Raw genomic sequence first — 19229 nt, 5'->3', positions numbered from 1 at the left:
CCGGCGCGCTGACCGGATCGGCGCAACTGGTCGTGGCCATGGACGGCCCGTCGGGCACCGGCAAGTCGAGCGTGTCGCGCCAGCTGGCGACCCGGCTCGAGGCCAGCTACCTCGACACCGGCGCCATGTACCGGGTCGCGACCCTGCGCGTGCTGCGCAGCGGTGTGGACCTGGACGACCCCGCGGCCATCGCGGTGGCGGTCAAGGAACTGCCGCTGACCATCGGCAACGATCCGAGCCGGGAGGTCATCCTGCTCGACGGTGAGGATGTGTCGAGCGAGATCCGCGGCAACGAGGTGACCAAGGCCGTGTCCGCGGTGTCGGCGGTGCCCGAGGTGCGTGAGCAGCTCGTCGCCCTGCAGCGCGAGATCACCGCGGCGGCGGGCCGGATCGTGGTCGAGGGCCGCGATATCGGCACGGTCGTGCTGCCCGAGGCGGATGTGAAGATCTACCTCACCGCCTCGGCCGAGGCGCGGGCGTTCCGCCGTAACGCGCAGAACATCGCCGAGGGCCGCGGCGACGATTACGAGGCCGTGCTCGCGGATGTGCAGCGCCGCGACAACCTGGACTCGACCCGCAAGGTGTCGCCGCTGCGTCCCGCCGAGGACGCCGTGCTGGTCGACACCAGCGATCTGAACAAGGACGAGGTCATCGACGAGCTGTATCGCGTCGTGGCCGAACGGATTTCGGCGGGAGGCGCGCAGTGACCCAGGACACCTTCGCCGGTGATGGCATCTGGTCGGACGAAACCGATTGGGACATCGCCGAATTCGAGGGCGAGCAGGACGCCGAACACATCCCGCTGCCGACGGTGGCCATCGTGGGCCGCCCGAACGTCGGCAAATCCACGCTGGTGAACCGCATTCTGGGCCGCCGCGAGGCCGTGGTGGAGGACATCCCCGGCGTCACCCGCGACCGCATCTCCTACGAGGCCACCTGGTCCGGACGCCGATTCATGGTGCAGGACACCGGTGGTTGGGAGCCCGACGCCAAGGGCCTGCAGCAGTCGGTGGCCCGCCAGGCCGAGGTCGCCATGCAGACCGCCGACGCCATCGTGGTGGTCGTGGACGTCACCACCGGCGCCACCTCCGCCGACGAGGCGGTCGCGAAGACGCTGCGCCGCAGCAAGACCCCGGTCATCCTGGTCGCCAACAAGGTCGACAACCAGAAGCTCGAGGCCGACGCCGCCGAGCTGTGGTCGATGGGTCTGGGTGAGCCGCACCTGGTCTCGGCCGCACACGGTCGCGGCACCGGTGATCTGCTGGACAAGATCCTCGAGGTGATGCCCGAAACTCCGCGCGAGGGAACGGGTCTCATCGGTGGTCCGCGTCGTGTGGCGCTGGTCGGCAAGCCGAACGTCGGCAAGTCCTCGCTGATCAACCGGCTGGCGGGCGAGGAGCGCTCGGTGGTCCACAATGTCGCGGGCACCACCGTCGACCCGGTCGACTCGCTGGTCGAATTGGGCGGCAAGCCTTGGCGTTTCGTGGATACCGCGGGCCTGCGCCGCAAGGTGAGCAATGCCTCGGGCCACGAGTTCTACGCCTCGCTGCGCACCAAGGGCGCCATCGAGGCCGCCGAGGTCGCGGTCATGCTCATCGACGCCTCCGAGCCGATCACCGAGCAGGACCTGCGGGTCATCTCCATGGTCGAGGAGACCGGGCGCGCCCTCGTCATCGCCTACAACAAGTGGGATCTGGTCGACGAGGACCGCCGCGAGATGCTGGAACGCGAGATCGACCGCGAAATGGTCCAGGTCCGCTGGGCCCAGCGCGTCAACATCTCCGCCCACACCGGCCGCGCCGTCCAAAAGCTCGTCCCCGCCATGGAAACCGCCCTGGATTCCTGGGACAAGCGCATCTCCACCGGACGCCTGAACAACTGGCTCAAGGAAGTCATCGCCGCCACCCCGCCCCCCATGCGCGGCGGCCGCCTCCCCCGAGTCCTCTTCGCCACCCAGGCCTCCACCCGCCCCCCGACGTTCGTCCTCTTCACCACGGGCTTCCTCGAAGCCGGCTACCGCCGCTTCATCGAACGAAAGCTCCGCGAGGAGTTCAACTTCGACGGCTCCCCCGTCCGAGTGAACGTCCGAGTCCGCGAAAAGCGCGAGAAGAAGAAGTAACCCGACTTCGCGGACACGACGCCCGGGTGACCCCAACGGTCACCCGGGCGTTTCCACGTCTGTGGCACTCAGGCCAAGCCGGTACCCGCTGACCTCGGCGAGCAACTCCTCTCGGCCCGCCGCCACGGCATCCTCACCGCCCGCCCGCTCGACGAACTCACCGCGGATGTCCTGCCACCGCGAGTACCCGCTCATCGCCGACCCTCCTCTTTTTCACGCCCAGCATTGCATGAATCGCAGTCAGGATTCGGCGACGACGCGGAAGAGTGCGCCGTTGGGGGTGACGAAGTCGGGGGAGGCTGCGCGGCGTTGCTGGAGGTCGGGATTGGCGGTTGCGAATTGCCAGGCTTCGACGCTGTCCCAGTGGGAGATGTTGATCAGCTGGAAGTGAGTGTCCCAGTGGATCGCTCGGTGCATGCGGCTGTTCCGGAACCCGGGAGCGTGGCTCTGGAGTTCGGCGCGGCCGTTCCAGTGCGGGAGGAATTCGTCGATGCGGTTGATGGGGAGTTCGAAGGCGTTGACGAAGACGACGCCCTCGCCAGAGCCGGAATCGCCTGCTGCCGAGTGATATTCGGCCGCGACTTCGTAGTACCCGCCGTAAGCGGTGGTGACCGGGTCAATTCGCTTGAACGAGGGATACGTCAGCGGGTCGCTCCTCACGCCGCCGTCCCACAACACGATATCCACGAGTCCGAACCGGGCATCCGGCGAGATTCTGCGCAGGAGCCGTGATTCCAGCAAAGGGGGGAAGTATTTGTCGTATACGCGCTGCTGCCAGAAGTCCTCGATGGACTTCGCTATCCGGTCCTCCGGCAATTCCAATGCTCTGATGAACGTAATTCCGAGATCGGTCATCGCACCATGGTGCGACCTCAACCGCACTGCGGGTCAAGGATTTTCGCAGTGAGCGCAGTCGATCACTCCTGCGACGCATGACGCTGGACGATCTCGTAAACACGCTTGGGGTCCTCGAGCTGCGGATAGTGACCCAAACCCGGGAGACGAGTGAGTGGAGTGTCGGGGCGGAGGGTCAGGACGGCGTGGAGGACGGATTCGGTGCAGATGGGGTCTAGTTCGGCCCAGGCCAGGGCGAGGGGGCCGGGCCAGGTGCGTATGGCGTTGTGCCAGCGGGCGGAGGTGGGTGGGGTGACGCGTTCTTGGTTGTAGTAGATGAGTTTGTCGAGCATGCGGTGGCCGCCGTTGTACCTGAGCAGGGACCACTGGTCTTCGGCTTCTGCCCTGGTGAGCGGGTGCGACGGGGAGAAGATGCTGGCGAAGGAGTGGCGGAAGGCCGATTCGGTGGTTAGGCGGGCGAACAGGGGGCCGATGCGGCTCAGTAGAAGTTTTTGTCCCAGTAGGAGACTGGCCTGTTCGCGGACCATGCTGGCGTTGAACAGCAGGGCGGACTTCAGGGCGAAGGACAGGGTGCCGTCGATGTCGCGGGCCAGGAGTTCGGTCGCGACCGAACTGCCCATGTCGTGGGCCACCATGACAATCGGCTCCCCTGCGAACCGCCGCGCGACCTCCTCGGCGAGATCGGCCTGAATTCGCAAGGAGTACTGCTCATCCCGGGGCTTGTCCGACAATCCGAACCCGAGGAAGTCGAAGGTGAGCAGACGGTGGCCCTCGATGAGGTCGAAGGCGTCGCGCCAGTCGTACGAGCTCGACGGATAGCCGTGCAGCAAGAGCACCGGCGGCAGTCCGGCGTCACCCGGCCGCTCGCGGACGAAGATGTCGTGTCCGCCGACGCGCTCGACCGTCCCCGAGCGCTGCCAGTCCGCGACTCGCGATGTCAGTGCCATCTGCCCTCCGAACGCTCCAGGGTTTCCTGCCACGCTAAGCAAATTGCACTACCGAGTACATAGGACCCTCGGCGTTGCGAAAGCGGCCCGTGAATCCCTCAGCGGGCGCGGGGATGTGCGGTGGCCCAGACCTCGTGCAGGGTTCCGACCGTGACCAGGGTGTAGATCTGGGTGGTGGTGACCGAGGCGTGGCCGAGGAGTTCCTGGACTACTCGGACGTCGGCGCCGCCGTCCAGTAGGTGGGTGGCGAAGGAGTGGCGCAGGGTGTGGGGGGAGACCTGGGCGGCGATGCCGGCGCGGTCGGCGGCGGATTGCAGGACCTGCCAGGCGGATTGGCGGGAGAGGCGGCCGCCGCGGTGGTTGAGGAAGAGGGCGCTGGTGCCCTTGCCGCGGGCCGAGAGGGCGGGGCGGCCGCGGACCAGGTAGTTGTCCAGGGCCGCCAGGGCGGGGCGGCCGATCGGGACCATGCGCTGTTTACCGCCCTTGCCGCGCAAGACCACCGCGCGCTCGGCGGTGTCGATGTCGTCCACGTCCAGCCCGACCATCTCCGAGATGCGGGCGCCGGTCGAGTACAGCAGTTCCAGCAGCGCCCGATCTCGTAGACCGCGCGGACCGTCGGCGATGTCGCCCCCGGCCGCGTCGAGCAGCCGTGAAATCTGGTCGTAGGGAAGGGCCTTCGGCAGCCGCCGGGCCGGGGTGGGCGGCTTCACCGGATGCGCGACATCCGCGTCCGTGATCCCCTCGGCGGTGGCGAACCGATGCAGTCCCCGCACCGCCACCAGGGCCCGCGACGCCGAGGATGCCGCCAGCGCCGGATGCTCGTCATCCCCCGACCGCAGCGACACCATGTAATCGGCGATATCGGTTTCCGCCACCCGCGCAAGCGTTTCCACCCCACGCGTGCTCAGAAAGTACTGATACCGCCCCAAATCCCGCCGATAGGCGCTCAGCGTATTGCGCGCGGCACCGCGCTCGACCGCCAAATGGTCGAGGTACGCGTCAATCTGCCGCTTCAGCACGGCTCACATCATTGCAGCAGCCACCGACGAACTTCCCCGACCAGACCCGGCAAATCGCACAAGTATCCCAATCGGGATCTGCCGCAGCACCGGGATCCGCAGGCGCATCGAGATCTACCGCGGCACGGGATCTACTGCGGCGCCGACTTCTCCCGCGCCTTGCGGTCCAGGAAGGCGGTCGGCATGCCCGGCCAGGGAGCATCCGCCGGTCGCAGTGCCGCACCGGTGGACCGGGCCGTCATCAGGGCCGTCACACCGGCTACGGCTGTGGCATTGGTGATTTCACCCGCGAGCGCGGCTTGCGCCGCCTCCGCCAGGGGCATGCGCAGGACCTGGAGGTCGGCCTCTTCATGCTCAGGGTCGGGGCGGTCGGTTTCGTAGAGCCCGGTGGCCAGGTAGACCCGCAGCGCCTCATCGGTGAACCCCGGCGACAGCGCCACATCAACGAGTACCGACCATTCGCGCGCGGCCAGCCCGGTCTCCTCGGCCAATTCCCGCTTGGCGGCCTCCAGCGGATCCTCGCCCTGCTCATCGAGCAGCCCGGCGGGCAGTTCCAGCAACCGCCGCCCGATCGGATGCCGATATTGGTTGATCAGCACCAGATTCTCATCCGCGTCCAGCGCCGCGACGGCCACCGCACCATGATGCTCGATCACTTCCCGCTCGGCGACCTTCCCACCGGGCATGACCACCTGGTCCAGCCGCAGCGCCAGAATCGCACCGGAATACACGGTGCGACTGGACAGGACATCGAAATCGTGGCTGCCGGGAGCCGAATCGGAAGACGTCACCCTAGAACCGTATCGCGACCCGCACTCACCACTTGCTCTCCGCCCCAACCCTGCGCCCCGGCATCTCGAGCGAGTCCAGGTCGCGGATGCAGGCCCGGCGGCCGCACCAACCCGAAGCGCGCTCCGGCCTGGTATGCGGCACGACAGCGATGGCCACCACGCCGATCGACCCGGCTGCCAACCGCCGAGTGGCACACCAGCGCGGCGAATTCGGGCAAATCCCCTCACTGGTGTGCCACTCGGCGCATTGGGGGTGGATGCAAAACCGCCCGGGTACTCGGTGAGTGCCCGGGCGGTGTGGGTGGATCAGCGCGGTGTTACTTGGAGACCTTCTCGGCCTCGGCGGGGATCTCGTCGGGGATCTCCACCGGGAGGCGTTCGGCGGCCTTGTATTCCAGCGCGGCCGAGATGAGCGCCGCGAACAGCGGGTGCGGGCGGGTCGGGCGGGACTTGAGCTCCGGGTGCGCCTGGGTGGCGACCAGGAACGGGTGCTTGTCCTTCGGGTACTCGACGAATTCGACCAGGTGGCCGTTCGGGGAGGTGCCGGAGAACTTCAGGCCGCTCTTGCCGATCTTGTCGCGGAAGGTGTTGTTGACCTCGTACCGGTGGCGGTGCCGCTCGGAGACCTCGGTCTCGCCATAGGCGGCAGCCACCAGCGAATCCTTCTCCAGCACAGCCGGGTAGGCGCCCAGGCGCATGGTGCCGCCGAGATCGGCCTCACCGGCGACGATCTGCTCCTGGTCGGCCATGGTCGAGATGACCGGGTACTTGGTGTCGGGCTCGAACTCCGCGGAGTTGGCGTCCTTCAGACCCACCGAGCGCGCCGCCTCGATGACCACGCACTGCAGACCCAGGCACAGGCCCAGCAGCGGAATCTTGTGCTCGCGGGCGTAGCGGATCGCACCGACCTTGCCCTCGATGCCGCGAATACCGAAGCCGCCCGGAATCAGGATGGCGTCCACGTCGGCCAGATGCGACCGCGCACCCGCCTCGGTCTCGCACTCATCGGACTGCACCCAGCGAATATTCACCTTGGCCCGCGAGGCGAATCCGCCCGCGCGCAGCGCCTCGGTGACCGACAGGTAGGCGTCGGGCAGGTCCACGTACTTGCCGACCAGCGCGACGGTGACCTCTTCGCGCGGGTTGTGCACGCGGTCCAGCAGATCGCCCCAGACCGTCCAGTCCACGTCGCGGAAGGGCAGGCCCAGGCGGCGAACGACGTAGGCGTCCAAGCCCTCCCGGTGCAGCACCTTCGGAATGTCGTAGATCGACGGCGCGTCCGGCGTCGAGATGCAGGCGTCCACATCCACGTCGCACATCAGCGCGATCTTGTTCTTGAGCGCCTGCGGCACATCCCGATCGCAGCGCAGGATGAGCGCGTCGGGCTGGATACCGATATTGCGCAGCGCCGCCACCGAGTGCTGGGTCGGCTTGGTCTTGAGCTCGCCCGAGGGGCCCAGGTAGGGCACCAGCGTGACGTGCAGGAAGAAGCAGTTGTCGCGCCCCACCTCGTGGCGAATCTGCCGCGCCGCCTCGAGGAACGGCTGCGACTCGATATCGCCCACGGTGCCACCGATTTCGGTGATCACCACATCCGGGGTCTGACCGTGCAGGTCCGGCCCCGACATGGCGAGAATGCGGTACTTGATCTCATCGGTGATGTGCGGGATCACCTGCACGGTGTCGCCGAGGTACTCGCCGCGGCGCTCCTTGGCGATCACCTTCGAGTACACCTGGCCGGTGGTGACATTGGCGTCCCCGGATAGATCGCGATCCAGGAACCGTTCGTAGTGACCGACATCGAGGTCCGTCTCCGCGCCGTCCTCGGTCACGAACACCTCACCGTGCTGGAAGGGGTTCATGGTGCCGGGATCGACGTTCAGGTACGGATCCAGCTTCTGCATCGTGACGCGCAAACCGCGCGAGGTGAGCAGCTGACCGAGGCTGGAGGCGGTCAGGCCCTTGCCGAGTGAAGAGGCGACACCGCCGCTGACGAAGATGTGTTTCGTGGCCGCGCGCGCCGGAATCCGTGAATTACCCACGGGACTTCACGGTAACACGGATTGCGCAGGCTGTTCGAATGCCACGCACACCGGTTGCCCGCGAATCGCTCGATTCCGCGTGTCGCGGGCAGGTTTTGCCGTGTCGCGGTCAGCGGGGCAGGGCGACGATTGTGAGCGAGGTCGCCTTCGCGCCCGTGCCGTACCGACCGGTTCCGCCGTTCAGCTGTTCGGTCAGCCCGAGCACGGTGGTGATCCGGCCGATCTCGCGGTCCACATTGTCCACGGTGGTGACCGTGGCCAGCCCGCCCTCCGACCGCGCGACCGCGATCGCGCCCGGACCGTCCGCGGCCCCGTAGCGACCCGCCAGCACCACACCCGCGCTGTGCGAGCGCAGTCCCCCGGCGAACCGGGCGATGATGGTGCCGCGATTGTTCTCCCCGGCCCGCGCGCCGTCGCCGGTGACCACCACGGCCAGCTGCGCGGGCTGGACCTCGGTGAAAGTCAGGAAGCCGCCGCCGCGCAGTGTCTCCAGCGCGAGCCCGCGCTCCTGCGCGGTGCCGCGCGGCTGGCCGCTGCCCGGATCGGCGAGCAGCACCTGACCGAGCAGATCGCCCGCGAGGCTGCCCTGATCGACGGCGTCGATCTTGAGCTGGGCGCCGGCCGGAACGACGTTCACCAGCGCGGTGCGCATGCGGTCGCCCTCGGAGGAGTCGGTGAACGCGCCGGTGAGCCCGACCCGCCCGGTGACCGTGGCCCCGGCGGTGGTGAGCGCGGCGGTGACCGCGTCCGCGTCGCCGCTGTCGGCGTCGGGCGTGGTGAAGACCAGAACCGACCGGTTGGCCAGAGTGCCTGCCAGAAGTTTGCCAGCGGCGCCCGAGAGGAAGGCGTCGGCGGCCTTCACCTGTTCGTTCAGCCGCCCGTTCTCGGCCCGCAGATCCTCGATCTGCTGCCGATCGCCCGAGCCGGTAAACAACCCGTTGCCTTGCGTGCGGGTGCCCAGCACCACGCCGACCGCCAGGGCCAGGAAAACCGCGGCGATCGAAATCGCGTGGTGGCGAAAGGAAATCATCGCTCCCCTATTTCTGACGGTCCAATAGCCGCTCTACCCAATCGGATCCGCGATGCCAGGTGTCGCTCGCCCAGGTCAGCGCCTCACCACCCATGTGGGTGGCCAGAATCGCGACGATCAGGGCCACCAGCGCGGCCAGCACCACCAGCGCGACCGCCCATCCGGAACCCCGGTGACGGTACAGCGACGCAACGGCTTTCGCATCCATGAGCTTGGTGCCCATTTTGAGGCGTGTCAGGAAGGTTGCCGGATTCGAATCCCGGCGGCCACGGTCGAAGAAGTCGTCGAGAGACGCCGCCGCACCGACCGTGACGATCAGCGACGCGCCGTGGTGATCGGCCAGCAGCAACGCCAGATCCGCGGGCGCGCCCGAGGACGGGAAGGTGGTCGCGCCGATGCCCAGATCCTGGATGCGTTCCAAACCCTTGGCGTGGCCGTCGGTATCGGCCGGCAGGATGACCTCCGCGCCGCACTTGAGCGTGGTGGCGGTGATCTCCTCCGGATCGCCCACGATGAGGTCGGGGCGATAACCGTTGCGGGTCAAGGTATCCGCGCCGCGGCCGACGCCGATCAGAATCGGCGCGTACTCCTTGATGAACGGCTTGATGCGCTTGAGGTCCTCGATGTGCTCGGGGCCGTCGGCCACGACGACGACATGCCGCCGCTTCATGTCGATTTCGACCTCCGGCACCCCGATTCCATCGATGAGCAGCGAGGATTCGGTGCGGATGAACTCGATGGTATTGCCGGAGAAGGCTTCCAGATGGTCGGCCAGCCCGTTGCGCGCCTCGATCATGCGCTCGGCGATGGTGGCCTCGGTGAGCTCGATGCCCTCGACGAGCGCCTCGGGCTCCTTCTTCGACAGCTTGTCCGCGTAGACGACACCGCCCTCGACGCGAACCTTGGTGCCGTCCTTGATCCTCTTGAAGACGTCGGAGCTGACCGCGTCCATCAGCTGAATGCCGTTGGCCACCAGCACTTCCGGACCGAGGTTGGGGTACCGGCCGGAGATCGACGGCGACGCGTTGATCACCACCGCCACCTGCGCCTCGACCAGCCGATCGGCCGTGAGTCGGTCCAGGTCCATCTCATCGAGGACCACGACGTCCCCGGGCCCGACTCGCTGCAGCAACCGCCTCGTGTTCCGGTCCACCCGGGCCATACCGGTCAGACCAGGCAACGTTTCGGTATTGCGCGAAAGCAGGGCCATCATCTTCATAACGAACGATGATTACCCCAAAGTCTCAACCAATGGTGGAGGCGCGCCGGTCAACGTCACCATTGGTCACAGTGACGGCATCCGTTCGAGCCGGGAGCTATCTTCTTACCCGCCGGTAAGGATATGCTCCGGACACCGGCACGAAAGGAGACAATGCCGTCATGGCCAGCACCACCGTCGACACCGTCCTTCCCGCCCCGCGCGAGACCGTCTACAAGCTCTTCACCGAGCGTGACAGCATCAATCCCTTTGTGCCCATCAAGGTTTCGCTGAAGAAGCCGGGTATCGGCGCACCCAACGGCGTCGGCGCCCAGTACCACCTCGGCCTCGGCCCGGTCGGCCCGACCGAGGAGACCACCGAGCTGGTTCCCAACGAGCGCATGGTCTACCGCGTCATCGCCGGTGCGCCGGTCAAGCGCCACGTCGGGACCATCAGCTTCTCCGACGCGCCGGGCGGCACCCGCGTGGTGTACACCATGGAGTCCGAGCCCAGCCTCCCCGTGCCCGACTCGATCCTCGAGCCCGGCCTGCGCGCCCTGATCAACCAGCTGATCGGCGCGGTCCGCAAGGCGATCAAGTAAGCCCCTTCGAGAGAACCGCCGCGCACCCCTCGAAAACAGCGCGGCGGTAAAGACTTCCGGCCGGAGCCCCGTGGGGCCCGGCCGTTTGTCGGCGGGGCCCCGGCCGGTCGTCGATTCGGTGCTGGCCGGTAGTCGAGACTCAGGGCTGGGGCGCCAGTTGCTGCATGACGGCCGCCACGTCGAGCCACACGTTCTCGCGCGTCATCTTCCCGTCGCGAAATTCGCAGACGTGCAGGATCCGGAAGTTCACCGGCCGGTTGTTGCCCGGAATCCCCATGAAGTTCCCGGGCACCCGCCCGTACCAATGGGATTCGTCCACCATGAAGTTCTCGCCGTAGTACCGGTGCACGGTCTCGAACTTGTCCTCGTCGATGGATTCGACCAGTTCCTGATACCGCGCCCCGATGGCCGCGTGGTCGCGCAGGATCCCGCGCGGATCCCCCACCACCTCGTGTTCGACGTCATCGCTGAGCGTCGCCAGAATCCCCGCCACGTCCTTGTTCGCCTCTGCCTCCGCGTGGCGGGTGTAGATGGCGTTCATTTCCTCCGGTGTCATCACGTGTCCTCCCTGATCAGTGACGCCCAGTTTTATGAGGCTCTGCTATCTTCGTGAGATGAGCGTCTCACGTCAAGAGAAATTTCTCACGAGTGGCAGGCAGAACCAGAAGATGCGCACCCGTGAGGCGCTGCTCGAAGCCGCGATCGCGCTCGCCAAGGACGGCCGCTCCCCCTCGATTCCGGAGGTCGCCGAGGCGGCACGCGTCTCCCCCGCGACCGCGTACCGCTACTTCCCCAACCCGCAGTCGCTCTGGAACGAGATCTCCTCCCGCGAGGAATCCCTGCGCCGCGATTTCGTGGGCGTGCTCGAGGGCCTCACCGGCGATGCAGAAGAGCGCATCGACACGGTCGTCCGCTCCGCCGCGACCATGCAGTTCGCCGATCAGCTGCTCTGGCGCACGGTGCTGCGCTCCATCCAGGACCGCTGGATCGAACAGGCGGATCTGCCCGAGGCCGACCGCGTCCCCAATCGCGGCACCACCCGGCTGCAGATGGCCCGAACCGCCCTGGAGCCCTTGGCCGATCGGCTGCCACCCGAACAACTGGACCGCCTCGTCAACGCGGTCTCACTGGTCTACGGCATCGAGGCGCTGGTCAGCACCCAGGACATCCTCGGCCTCTCCCCCGAGGCCGCCACCGACCTCATGTCCTGGTCCGCTCGCGCCCTGATCCGCGCGGCACTGGCCGAAGCCGAAGCGCCGCAGGCGGATTGAGGTCTCGCCACCGAAGGCGGGGCGCGGTCTATTCGCCCGAGACGGCGGCACCGACCTTTTCGGCGTCGGCGGTGGTCAGCAGTTCCCAGGCGTGGGCGCGGCCGGTTTCGGTGTCGCCCATGCCCGCCAGCATGCGGGCGAGTTCGACGACGCGTTCGTCCTGGGTGAGCGCCTTCACGCCGGATTTGACGGCCTTGCCGTCATCGAGCTTGTCGACCACCAGGTGGGTATCGGCGAAGGCGGCCACCTGCGGCAGGTGGGTGACCACGATGACCTGGTGGGTGCGGGCCAATCGGGCCAGGCGACGGCCGATTTCGACCGCGGCGCGCCCGCCGACACCGGCGTCGACCTCGTCGAAGACCATGGTGGTGCCGTGTTCGGAGCTGGCCAGGACCACCTCGAGGGCGAGCATGATGCGCGAGAGCTCACCGCCGGAGGCGCTCTTGCTCAGCGGCAGCGGATGCGCGCCGGAGTGCGCGGCCAGGCGGAATTCCACCTCGTCGACACCGGTGGAACCGGCGTGCAGTTCCTTGCCGTCAATGACCAGCGGGGCCGAATCCTGTACGCCCGCGAGGACCGGACCCACGCCGACCTCGAGGCGTGCCCGGCCCATGGCCAGACCGGCCAGTTCGGCGCTGACGGCGGAGGCCAGCTTGCCCGCGGCCTTGCTGCGCGCGGCGGTCAGCTTGCGGGCCGTCTCACGCACCTTCTCGGCGGCGGTCTCGACCTCGGCGGCGAGGGCGGCCAGGGCCTCCTCGGACACGTCCAGCGATTCCAGACGCAGGCGCGCCTCGTCGGCCCACTTGATGACGCCGTCGATATCGGGCGCGTACTTGCGCGTCAGGGTCTTCAATTCGGCCTGCCGGGTGAGCATGGACTCCAGCGCACCCGGATCGGACGGCAGATCCGACAGGTAGGAGCTGAGCTCGGTGGTCAGATCCACGATCACCGAAATCGCATCGCCCAGGCGGGGTCCCAGCTCGGAGAGCTTCGGGTCGTCGGAGGCTTCGATGCGGGCGCGCGCGGTGCCGAGCAGGTCCAGCGCCCCGGCGTCCTCGCCCGGCGAGTCGGCGGGCCCGGCCAGCGCGTCGTGCGCGGTCGAGGCGGCCTCGCGCAGCGAATCCAGATCCGAGAGCCGGCGCACCTCGGCCACGAGATGCTCGTCCTCACCGGGTTCCGGTGCGACGGCGTCGATTTCGGCCAGTGACTGGGTCAGATGATCGGCCTCGAGAGCCAATTCCCGGCTGCGCGCGGTTCTCTCCAGCAGCTGATTGCGCTTGTCCAGCCAGGCCTTTCGCGCCTTCTGGTACTTGGCCAGCAGCGGGGCCACGGCGTCGGCGGCGAACTGGTCCAGCGCGTGCAGCTGTTGATCCGGCCGCTGCAGACGCAACTGGTCGTTCTGTCCGTGCACGGTGAGCAGCGGCGTCGTGAAATCCGACAGCACCGAGGCCGGCACGCTGCGCCCACCCAGATGCGCCCGGGAGCGCCCATCGCTGCCGACGGTGCGCACCGCGATGATGCTGCCGTCGTCATCGCGTTCGGCCCCCGAGGATTCCATCACCTCTTCGACCTCGCCGAGGGCGCCGTCGTGCACCTCGTCCACGGTGAAGCGGCCCTCGACCACGGCCCGCGAGGCCCCCAGCCGCACCCGCCCGGCGTCGGCACGCGCACCACTGAGCAAATGCAGGCTGGTGACCACCATGGTCTTGCCCGCACCGGTCTCACCGGTCAAAACTGTTAAACCCTCATGGAATTGCGCGGTGGCGGTGGAAATGACGCCAAGCCCGTCAATCCTGATCTCTGTCAGCACTCGTGCTCTCCGTTCGCCGTCGGCCTCGCCAGCCTGTCACGGGCAACTGGAATTTGCGCACCATCCGATCGGCGAACGGCGCGGAGTCGAGCCGAACCCACCGCACCGGTTCGGTCCCGCGGACCGTTTCGACCCGGCCGCCCCGCGGCAGTGCGAGGGTGCGTCGGCCGTCGAGGAAAACTATCGCATCATGGCCCGTCGCAACGGTTTCCACCGCGATCAGCGAATCCGGGCTGGTCACCAGGGGTCGCGCGAACAGGGCGTGGGCATTGGACGGAATCACCAGCAGCGCTTCGAGTTCCGGCCACACCACCGGCCCGCCCGCCGAGAAGGCGTAGGCGGTGGACCCGGTGGGGGTGGCGACGAGCACGCCGTCGCAGCCGAACGCCGACACCGGGCGGCCGTCCACCTCCAGCACCACCTCGAGCACGCCCATGCGCGCGGCATTCTCGATGCTGGCCTCGTTCAGCGCCCAGCCGCGCTCGGTCACCACATCGTCGACGCGCACGGTGACATCGATGGTCATCCGCTCCTCGACGGTGTAATCGCGCCGCACCACCTGGGACAGCGCCTCGTCGAGATTCTCGGCCTCGGCCTCGGTGAGAAATCCGATCCGGCCCATATTGATTCCGAGCACCGGCACTCCGGCGCTGCGGGCCAGTTCGGCCGCGCGCAGGAAGGTGCCGTCCCCGCCGAGCGCGAGCACCATCTCGGTGCCCACCGCCGCGTCGGGATTGTGCGCCATGACGCGCGCCGGATACCCGTCGGCCGCGCCCTGATCGTCCACATCGAAGCGGGTGCTGTAGGCCTCGTCCTCGAGCACGCGCAGCCCGATCCCCGCCCCGCACAGGATCTTCGCGACCCGATGCGCGGTATCGGTGATCTCCAACCGTCCCGGATGCGCGACCAGCAGCACTTCTCTGGCCGGGCTAGCCGCGTTCACTGTGGACCCTCCTGCACCGCACGCTCGATCAACGCCGCAACACGCGCCGCCTCGTCCGTATCGTAGGCGTCGGCACCGACCAGTGCGGTGTCAGCGGTCGCGCCGCCGGTTTCCTCCGGTCCGGCCGGCGTCCCGGATTCCTTGCGCAACCAGAGGAAATACTCGACATTGCCCGACGGCCCGGGCAGCGGGCTCGCCACCACCCCGCGCGTGCGCAGGCCGAGTTTCGCTGCGGCGGCGGCGACTTCGCCCACCACCTCGGCCCGCAGCGCCGGATCACGCACCACGCCACCGGCTCCCACGCGTTCCTTGCCGACCTCGAACTGCGGCTTCACCATCGGCAGCAGATCCGCGCCGGGCGCGGCGCAGGCGGCCAAGGCGGGCAGCACCAGGGCCAGGGAGATGAACGACAGGTCGGTGACGACCAGATCGACTGTGCCGCCGATGAGTTCGGGCGTCAGCGCCCGCACATTGGTGCGGTCGTGCACCTGGACGCGATCATCGTTCTGCAGCCGCCAGATGAGCTGGCCGTAGCCGACATCGGCGGCCACGACCTCCTTGGCTCCGCGTGAGAGCAACACATCGGTGAATCCGCCGGTCGAAGCGCCGGCATCGAGGCACCGTTTGCCCGCCACCGACACGCCCTGCGGCTCGAACGCCTCCAGCGCGCCGAGCAGCTTGTGCGCGCCGCGCGAGGCCCACTGCACCTCGTCGGGTTCCTCCCGCACCAGCAGTGGCGTGCCCGCCTCGACTCCGGTCGCCGGTTTGGTGGCGACCGACCCATTGATCAGGACGCGGCCCGCGTTGATCAGCTCGGACGCGTGTTCCCGCGACCGCGCCAATCCGCGGCGAACCAGTTCCGCGTCCACCCGCGCGCGCCTGGCCACCTCAGATCTTGTCCACCGTGGCCAGGGCCTGCACCAGCACCTCGTGCGCCTGCTCGAGAATCTTGGCGCGGCGCACGATATCGGTGCCCTCGGAGTGCACGCTGGGCGCGCCCGGGAAACCCGGATTCGGTGCGCCCGCCGACAATTCGGCCAGCAGCGCATCGACATCCGCCTTGACCCGCTCGGGGTCCGCGAAATCCTGATTCGTGCCCGCCAGATGCTGCCCGGGCAGCGGCATTCCGGACGGTCCGGGCTGCGCCATCCCGGGGCGCGGGCCCGGCATTCCGGGCATCCCCGGACGGGGTCCCGGTGCGGGAATCGGTGAATGAGGCGTCGGCGTAGTCATCGTGGCGACAACGCTACCCGAACTCGTATTCGAACACACGTACCCCGCCGCATCCCGATCCCACCGCCGACCGGCCGCACCCGCGTCGAACCGAAAGGCCCTCGCGGGTCGGACAGGGACGCGCTCGTGCGTGGCGCGAAAAACCTCTTGCGGTCGGCTGACAGGATTGGGCAAATGGACAGCGACTTCGAGGAACTGATCGCCGAGGCGAATTCCGTGTCCGTCGACGGCTGGGACTTCTCCTGGCTCGACGGGCGCGCCAGCGAACAGCGGCCGTCCTGGGGTTATCAGAAACAGCAGGCCCGTCGGCTCGCGACCGCTCGCGCCGCACTCGACATCCAGACCGGTGGCGGCGAGGTCCTGGCCGAGGCCGAGGTCTTCCCGCCGACCATGGTCGCCACCGAATCCTGGCCGCCGAATCTGGGCAAGGCCACCCGGCTGCTGCATCCGCGCGGGGTGGTCGTGGTCGCCGATCCGGACGAACCGCCGCTGCCGTTCGCGGACGCGGCCTTCGATCTGGTGACCAGCCGGCATCCGGCGACCGTGTGGTGGAGCGAGATCGCGCGGGTGCTCGAACCCGGCGGCGTCTACTTCGCCCAGCATGTGGGCCCGGCCAGCGTGTTCGAGCTCGTCGAATACTTCCTGGGTCCACAGCCGGAGGCCCGCCTGGCCCGCGATCCGGAGCTCGAGGCCGAGGCGGCGCGGGCGGCAGGACTGGAGATCGTGCAGTCCCGCTCGGAGCGGCTTCGCATGGAGTTCAACGACATCGGGGCGGTCGTGTACTTCCTGCGCAAGGTCATCTGGATGGTCCCGGGCTTCACGGTCGAGGACTACCGGGACCGCCTCCACGACCTGCATCGGCAGATCCGCGGTGACGGCCCCTTCGTCGCCTACTCCGCGCGCACCTTGATAGAGGCGCGAAAGCCGGTGTGAGACTTCACACCTCGCACCCGGTCGCTACGCCGAGACCGAGCCGACGGCGATCGCGCGGCCCGGAGCCTCTCGCAAACGGGCCGCGATCGTGTCGGCGATATCGCCGTCGCCCGGGACGACCGGGTCCAGGTCGGCGACCGGATGGTTCAGGGCCTCAATGGATTCCGCGACGTAGGTGGGCAGGCGGTCGGCGGGCTGGGTGCGCAGATCCTCGAGGGTGCTCACACCGGTGAGGACCATGAGCGACTCCAGGCCCGTGGCCGCCGCGCCGTCGATATCGGTATCGAGGCGGTCGCCGACCACCAGCGCCTTACGGCTGCCCGCGCGTTCGAGCGCATCCTCCATCAGCGGCGCGAACGGCTTGCCCGCCACGATCGGCTCGATACCGGAGGCGTGGCGCAGCGCCGCGACCATGGAACCGTTGCCCGGGGCCAAGCCGCGTTCGGTGGGGAGGGTGGCATCGGTATTGGCGGCCACCCACAGCGCCCCGGAGCGCAGCGCGTAGGCCGCCTCGGCCAGATCCGGCCACGCGGTCTGCGGATTGTGGCCCTGCACCACGGCACTGGGCAGCACGCCGTCGAAGCGGCGGACCGCCTGCAGGCCGACGTTCTCCACCTCGGACATCAGATCGTCGGTGCCGACGACGAGCACGGTGGAACCGGGCGGGACCCGCTGGGCCAGCAGCCGGGCGGCCGCCTGGGCGCTGGTCACCACCTCGTCCTCGTGGGCGTCGAAACCCAGTTCACGCAGATGCAGCGCAACCGCGTCGGCCGAACGGCTCGCGTTGTTGGTGACATACATCAGCCGCTGCCCCGGCTCACCCGCCGAAAGCGCCTCCGGCGCACCGGGAATCCGCTCATGGCCGCGGAAGAGCGTCCCATCCAGATCCAATAGCAAGGCCTCGAAGCGGTCCCGCAGTCGCATTACGCCGTCCCTCTCACTGTGCGCAGAAACAAGAACGACCGTGCGGCCGCGCTCTCGCACGGCCACACGGTCGGAATCACTTGCCGGTCCTCAGTTCTCGGTTTCGCCGGACTTGGCGGATTCGGCCGACTCGGCGGATTCGACCGCAGGCTCGGCCTTTTCCGACTTTTCCGAATCCTCGTCATCCTCGTCCGCGGCCTTCGCGTCCGCGGCCCCGACAGCCACATCCGATTCGTCCGTGTCGTCGGAATCTTCCGTGTCGTCCTCGTCCTCGTCGAACGCGGCGGTCCAGTCCACACCCTCGCCGTCACCGGAGAGTTCGGCGGCCCGCTCCTCGGCATCGGTCTCGCCGTCGAGATCCGCGGACGCGGCGTTCATGAACCAGGTCAGCGCCTCGTCCTCACGACCGGCTGCCAGCAGCGCCTCGGCGTAGGCGTAGAACAGGCGCGCCGCGGCGGAACCGGTACGGGCCGGATCGAGTTCGGCGGTCTGCAGGGTCACCACGGCCTGGTCGAACTGACCCAAATCCATGCGCGCGCCGGCGACCACGATGCGCAGCTCGGTGGCCTCGTCGCCCTGCAGGGCCCGCGCCTCGTCGCTGCGACCCAGCTCGATGGCCCGCTCGGGACGGCCCAGACCGCGCTCGCAGTCCGCCATCACGGCCAGCAGGCCGGAACCGCCGGACATCCGGCGCGCGGTGCGCAGCTCCGAGAGCGCCTCGGCCCACTCACCCGCGTGATAGGCCGCGACACCGGCGGTCTCACGCACCACCGCGATGCGACCGGCCCGCTGCCGCGCCGCCCGGGCGTGCGCCAGCGCCAGTTCCGGATCCTCGTCCAGCAGCTGCGCCACCATCACCAGGTGCCGTGCCACCGCCTCGGCATTGCTCTTGTCCAGGCTCAGCAGATCGCGGCGCACCGCGCCCTCGAGATCCGAGGCTTGCACATCGTCCGGCAGGTTCGGCTCATCGGGACGACCCGAACGCCGCTCCCCGCCTTGGCCGCCGCCGACCCGCGCGCCCTCGCCGCCCCGGCGACGGTCCTGCCCGCGATCGAACGACCGCTCCCCCGACCCGTTCCGGTCGAAATCCTTATCCTCGCGCGGCTTCTCGCGACGCTCGTCACCGAAATCCTTGCGCGCGAAGCTCTTCCGATCGTCGCGATCACCACGGTCGCTGCGGTCCCGATCGAAGCCCCGTCCGCCACCACGGTTCTCGCCACCGCGGTTGAATCCGCCTTCACGACGATCCCCACGGTCACCCCGGTTGAATCCACCCTCGCGACGATCCCCACCACCGCGATTGAAGCCACCTTCACGACGCTCACCGCGATCGAAGCCGCCCTCACGACGCTCGCCACCACGGTTGAAGCCACCTTCACGACGGTCCCCGCCACCGCGGTTGAACCCGCCCTCGCGACGATCACTACCGCCGCGGTTGTAGCCGCCTTCACGACGGTCCCGCCGCCGCGATTGAATCCACCTTCGCGACGATCTCCACCGCCGCGATTGAAA

At 68.3% G+C, this 19229-nt stretch carries 19 protein-coding genes and 1 pseudogene; 5 read left to right on the top strand and 15 right to left on the bottom strand.

Annotated elements, in window-relative coordinates:
* Window positions 1–38 precede the first annotated feature (38 nt).
* Both cmk and der read left to right on the top strand, forming a co-directional pair.
* Window positions 39–707, top strand: a complete 669-nt coding sequence (gene cmk, locus ON43_RS08245) for a (d)CMP kinase (protein ID WP_040805555.1) — start codon at window positions 39–41, stop codon at window positions 705–707.
* Window positions 704–2119 (top strand): ribosome biogenesis GTPase Der, encoded by a 1416-nt coding sequence (gene der, locus ON43_RS08240; protein ID WP_040805437.1) that lies wholly within the window; start codon window positions 704–706, stop codon window positions 2117–2119. The genes cmk and der overlap by 4 nt, the downstream gene beginning before the upstream one ends.
* Before the next feature lie 39 nt (window positions 2120–2158).
* On the opposite strand, the gene ON43_RS08235 is transcribed toward der, so the two are convergent.
* The 8 genes from ON43_RS08235 to steA all read right to left on the bottom strand — a co-directional run bounded on the left by ON43_RS08235 (window position 2159) and on the right by steA (window position 10022).
* Window positions 2159–2314 (bottom strand): hypothetical protein, encoded by a 156-nt coding sequence (locus tag ON43_RS08235; protein WP_218003221.1) that lies wholly within the window; start codon window positions 2312–2314, stop codon window positions 2159–2161.
* A 45-nt stretch (window positions 2315–2359) separates the two neighbouring features.
* Complete coding sequence (locus tag ON43_RS08230; RefSeq protein WP_040805435.1) at window positions 2360–2974, bottom strand: antibiotic biosynthesis monooxygenase family protein; 615 nt, start codon at window positions 2972–2974, stop codon at window positions 2360–2362.
* Between the two features lie 62 nt (window positions 2975–3036).
* Window positions 3037–3921, bottom strand: a complete 885-nt coding sequence (locus ON43_RS08225) for an alpha/beta fold hydrolase (RefSeq protein ID WP_083913233.1) — start codon at window positions 3919–3921, stop codon at window positions 3037–3039.
* Window positions 3922–4019: 98 nt separating this feature from the next.
* Entirely contained in the window at window positions 4020–4940 is a 921-nt protein-coding gene (gene xerD / locus ON43_RS08220; RefSeq protein WP_040805433.1) for a site-specific tyrosine recombinase XerD, read from the bottom strand.
* A 131-nt stretch (window positions 4941–5071) separates the two neighbouring features.
* Window positions 5072–5731, bottom strand: a complete 660-nt coding sequence (locus ON43_RS08215; RefSeq protein WP_040805431.1) for an NUDIX domain-containing protein — start codon at window positions 5729–5731, stop codon at window positions 5072–5074.
* Window positions 5732–6048: 317 nt separating this feature from the next.
* Window positions 6049–7773 carry a CTP synthase gene (gene pyrG, locus ON43_RS08210; protein WP_040805428.1) on the bottom strand — a complete coding sequence of 575 codons (1725 nt, stop codon included), beginning with the start codon at window positions 7771–7773 and terminating at the stop codon, window positions 6049–6051.
* A 109-nt stretch (window positions 7774–7882) separates the two neighbouring features.
* Entirely contained in the window at window positions 7883–8803 is a 921-nt protein-coding gene (locus tag ON43_RS08205) for a copper transporter (protein WP_040805427.1), read from the bottom strand.
* Between the two features lie 7 nt (window positions 8804–8810).
* The gene (gene steA, locus ON43_RS08200) at window positions 8811–10022 is read right to left on the bottom strand and encodes a putative cytokinetic ring protein SteA (protein ID WP_040805425.1); all 1212 of its coding nucleotides are present in this window, start codon (window positions 10020–10022) and stop codon (window positions 8811–8813) included.
* Between the two features lie 161 nt (window positions 10023–10183).
* On the opposite strand from steA, the gene ON43_RS08195 reads away from it, so the two are divergent.
* The gene (locus ON43_RS08195) at window positions 10184–10603 is read left to right on the top strand and encodes an SRPBCC family protein (RefSeq protein ID WP_040805423.1); all 420 of its coding nucleotides are present in this window, start codon (window positions 10184–10186) and stop codon (window positions 10601–10603) included.
* Between the two features lie 139 nt (window positions 10604–10742).
* On the opposite strand, the gene ON43_RS08190 is transcribed toward ON43_RS08195, so the two are convergent.
* A complete protein-coding gene (locus tag ON43_RS08190) occupies window positions 10743–11159 on the bottom strand; it encodes an ester cyclase (protein WP_040805422.1) in 417 nt (138 codons plus the stop codon).
* 58 nt (window positions 11160–11217) lie between these two features.
* On the opposite strand from ON43_RS08190, the gene ON43_RS08185 reads away from it, so the two are divergent.
* Window positions 11218–11874 (top strand): TetR/AcrR family transcriptional regulator, encoded by a 657-nt coding sequence (locus tag ON43_RS08185; protein ID WP_063712510.1) that lies wholly within the window; start codon window positions 11218–11220, stop codon window positions 11872–11874.
* A 28-nt stretch (window positions 11875–11902) separates the two neighbouring features.
* Here the strand turns inward: ON43_RS08185 and recN are convergent, their stop codons facing one another.
* The 4 genes from recN to ON43_RS45735 are packed head-to-tail and all read right to left on the bottom strand — an operon-like array spanning window position 11903 to window position 15797.
* Complete coding sequence (recN, locus tag ON43_RS08180) at window positions 11903–13684, bottom strand: DNA repair protein RecN (RefSeq protein ID WP_040805418.1); 1782 nt, start codon at window positions 13682–13684, stop codon at window positions 11903–11905.
* Entirely contained in the window at window positions 13662–14627 is a 966-nt protein-coding gene (locus ON43_RS08175) for an NAD kinase (RefSeq protein WP_040805549.1), read from the bottom strand. Before ON43_RS08175 ends, recN begins: the two co-directional genes overlap by 23 nt.
* Entirely contained in the window at window positions 14624–15514 is an 891-nt protein-coding gene (locus ON43_RS08170; RefSeq protein WP_040805415.1) for a TlyA family RNA methyltransferase, read from the bottom strand. The genes ON43_RS08175 and ON43_RS08170 overlap by 4 nt, the downstream gene beginning before the upstream one ends.
* Before the next feature lies 1 nt (window position 15515).
* The gene (locus tag ON43_RS45735; RefSeq protein WP_174416456.1) at window positions 15516–15797 is read right to left on the bottom strand and encodes a hypothetical protein; all 282 of its coding nucleotides are present in this window, start codon (window positions 15795–15797) and stop codon (window positions 15516–15518) included.
* A 237-nt stretch (window positions 15798–16034) separates the two neighbouring features.
* Here ON43_RS45735 and ON43_RS08160 point away from each other — a divergent pair, with 237 nt between their 5' ends.
* Window positions 16035–16793, top strand: a complete 759-nt coding sequence (locus tag ON43_RS08160) for a class I SAM-dependent methyltransferase (protein ID WP_040805414.1) — start codon at window positions 16035–16037, stop codon at window positions 16791–16793.
* Between the two features lie 24 nt (window positions 16794–16817).
* Here ON43_RS08160 and ON43_RS08155 read toward each other — a convergent pair whose 3' ends face one another.
* On the bottom strand, window positions 16818–17717 hold the full coding sequence (locus ON43_RS08155; protein ID WP_040805412.1) for an HAD-IIA family hydrolase: 900 nt from the start codon (window positions 17715–17717) through the stop codon (window positions 16818–16820).
* Window positions 17718–18017: 300 nt separating this feature from the next.
* Window positions 18018–19193, bottom strand: a pseudogene (locus tag ON43_RS45500) (hypothetical protein); the annotation flags it as partial.
* Window positions 19194–19229: the final 36 nt, after the last annotated feature.

This window comes from Nocardia concava NBRC 100430 (assembly GCF_000308815.1).
Lineage (GTDB): Bacteria > Actinomycetota > Actinomycetes > Mycobacteriales > Mycobacteriaceae > Nocardia > Nocardia concava.
Note: the sequence above shows the minus strand (reverse complement) of the source record. Positions and strands in the feature narration are given on the sequence as shown.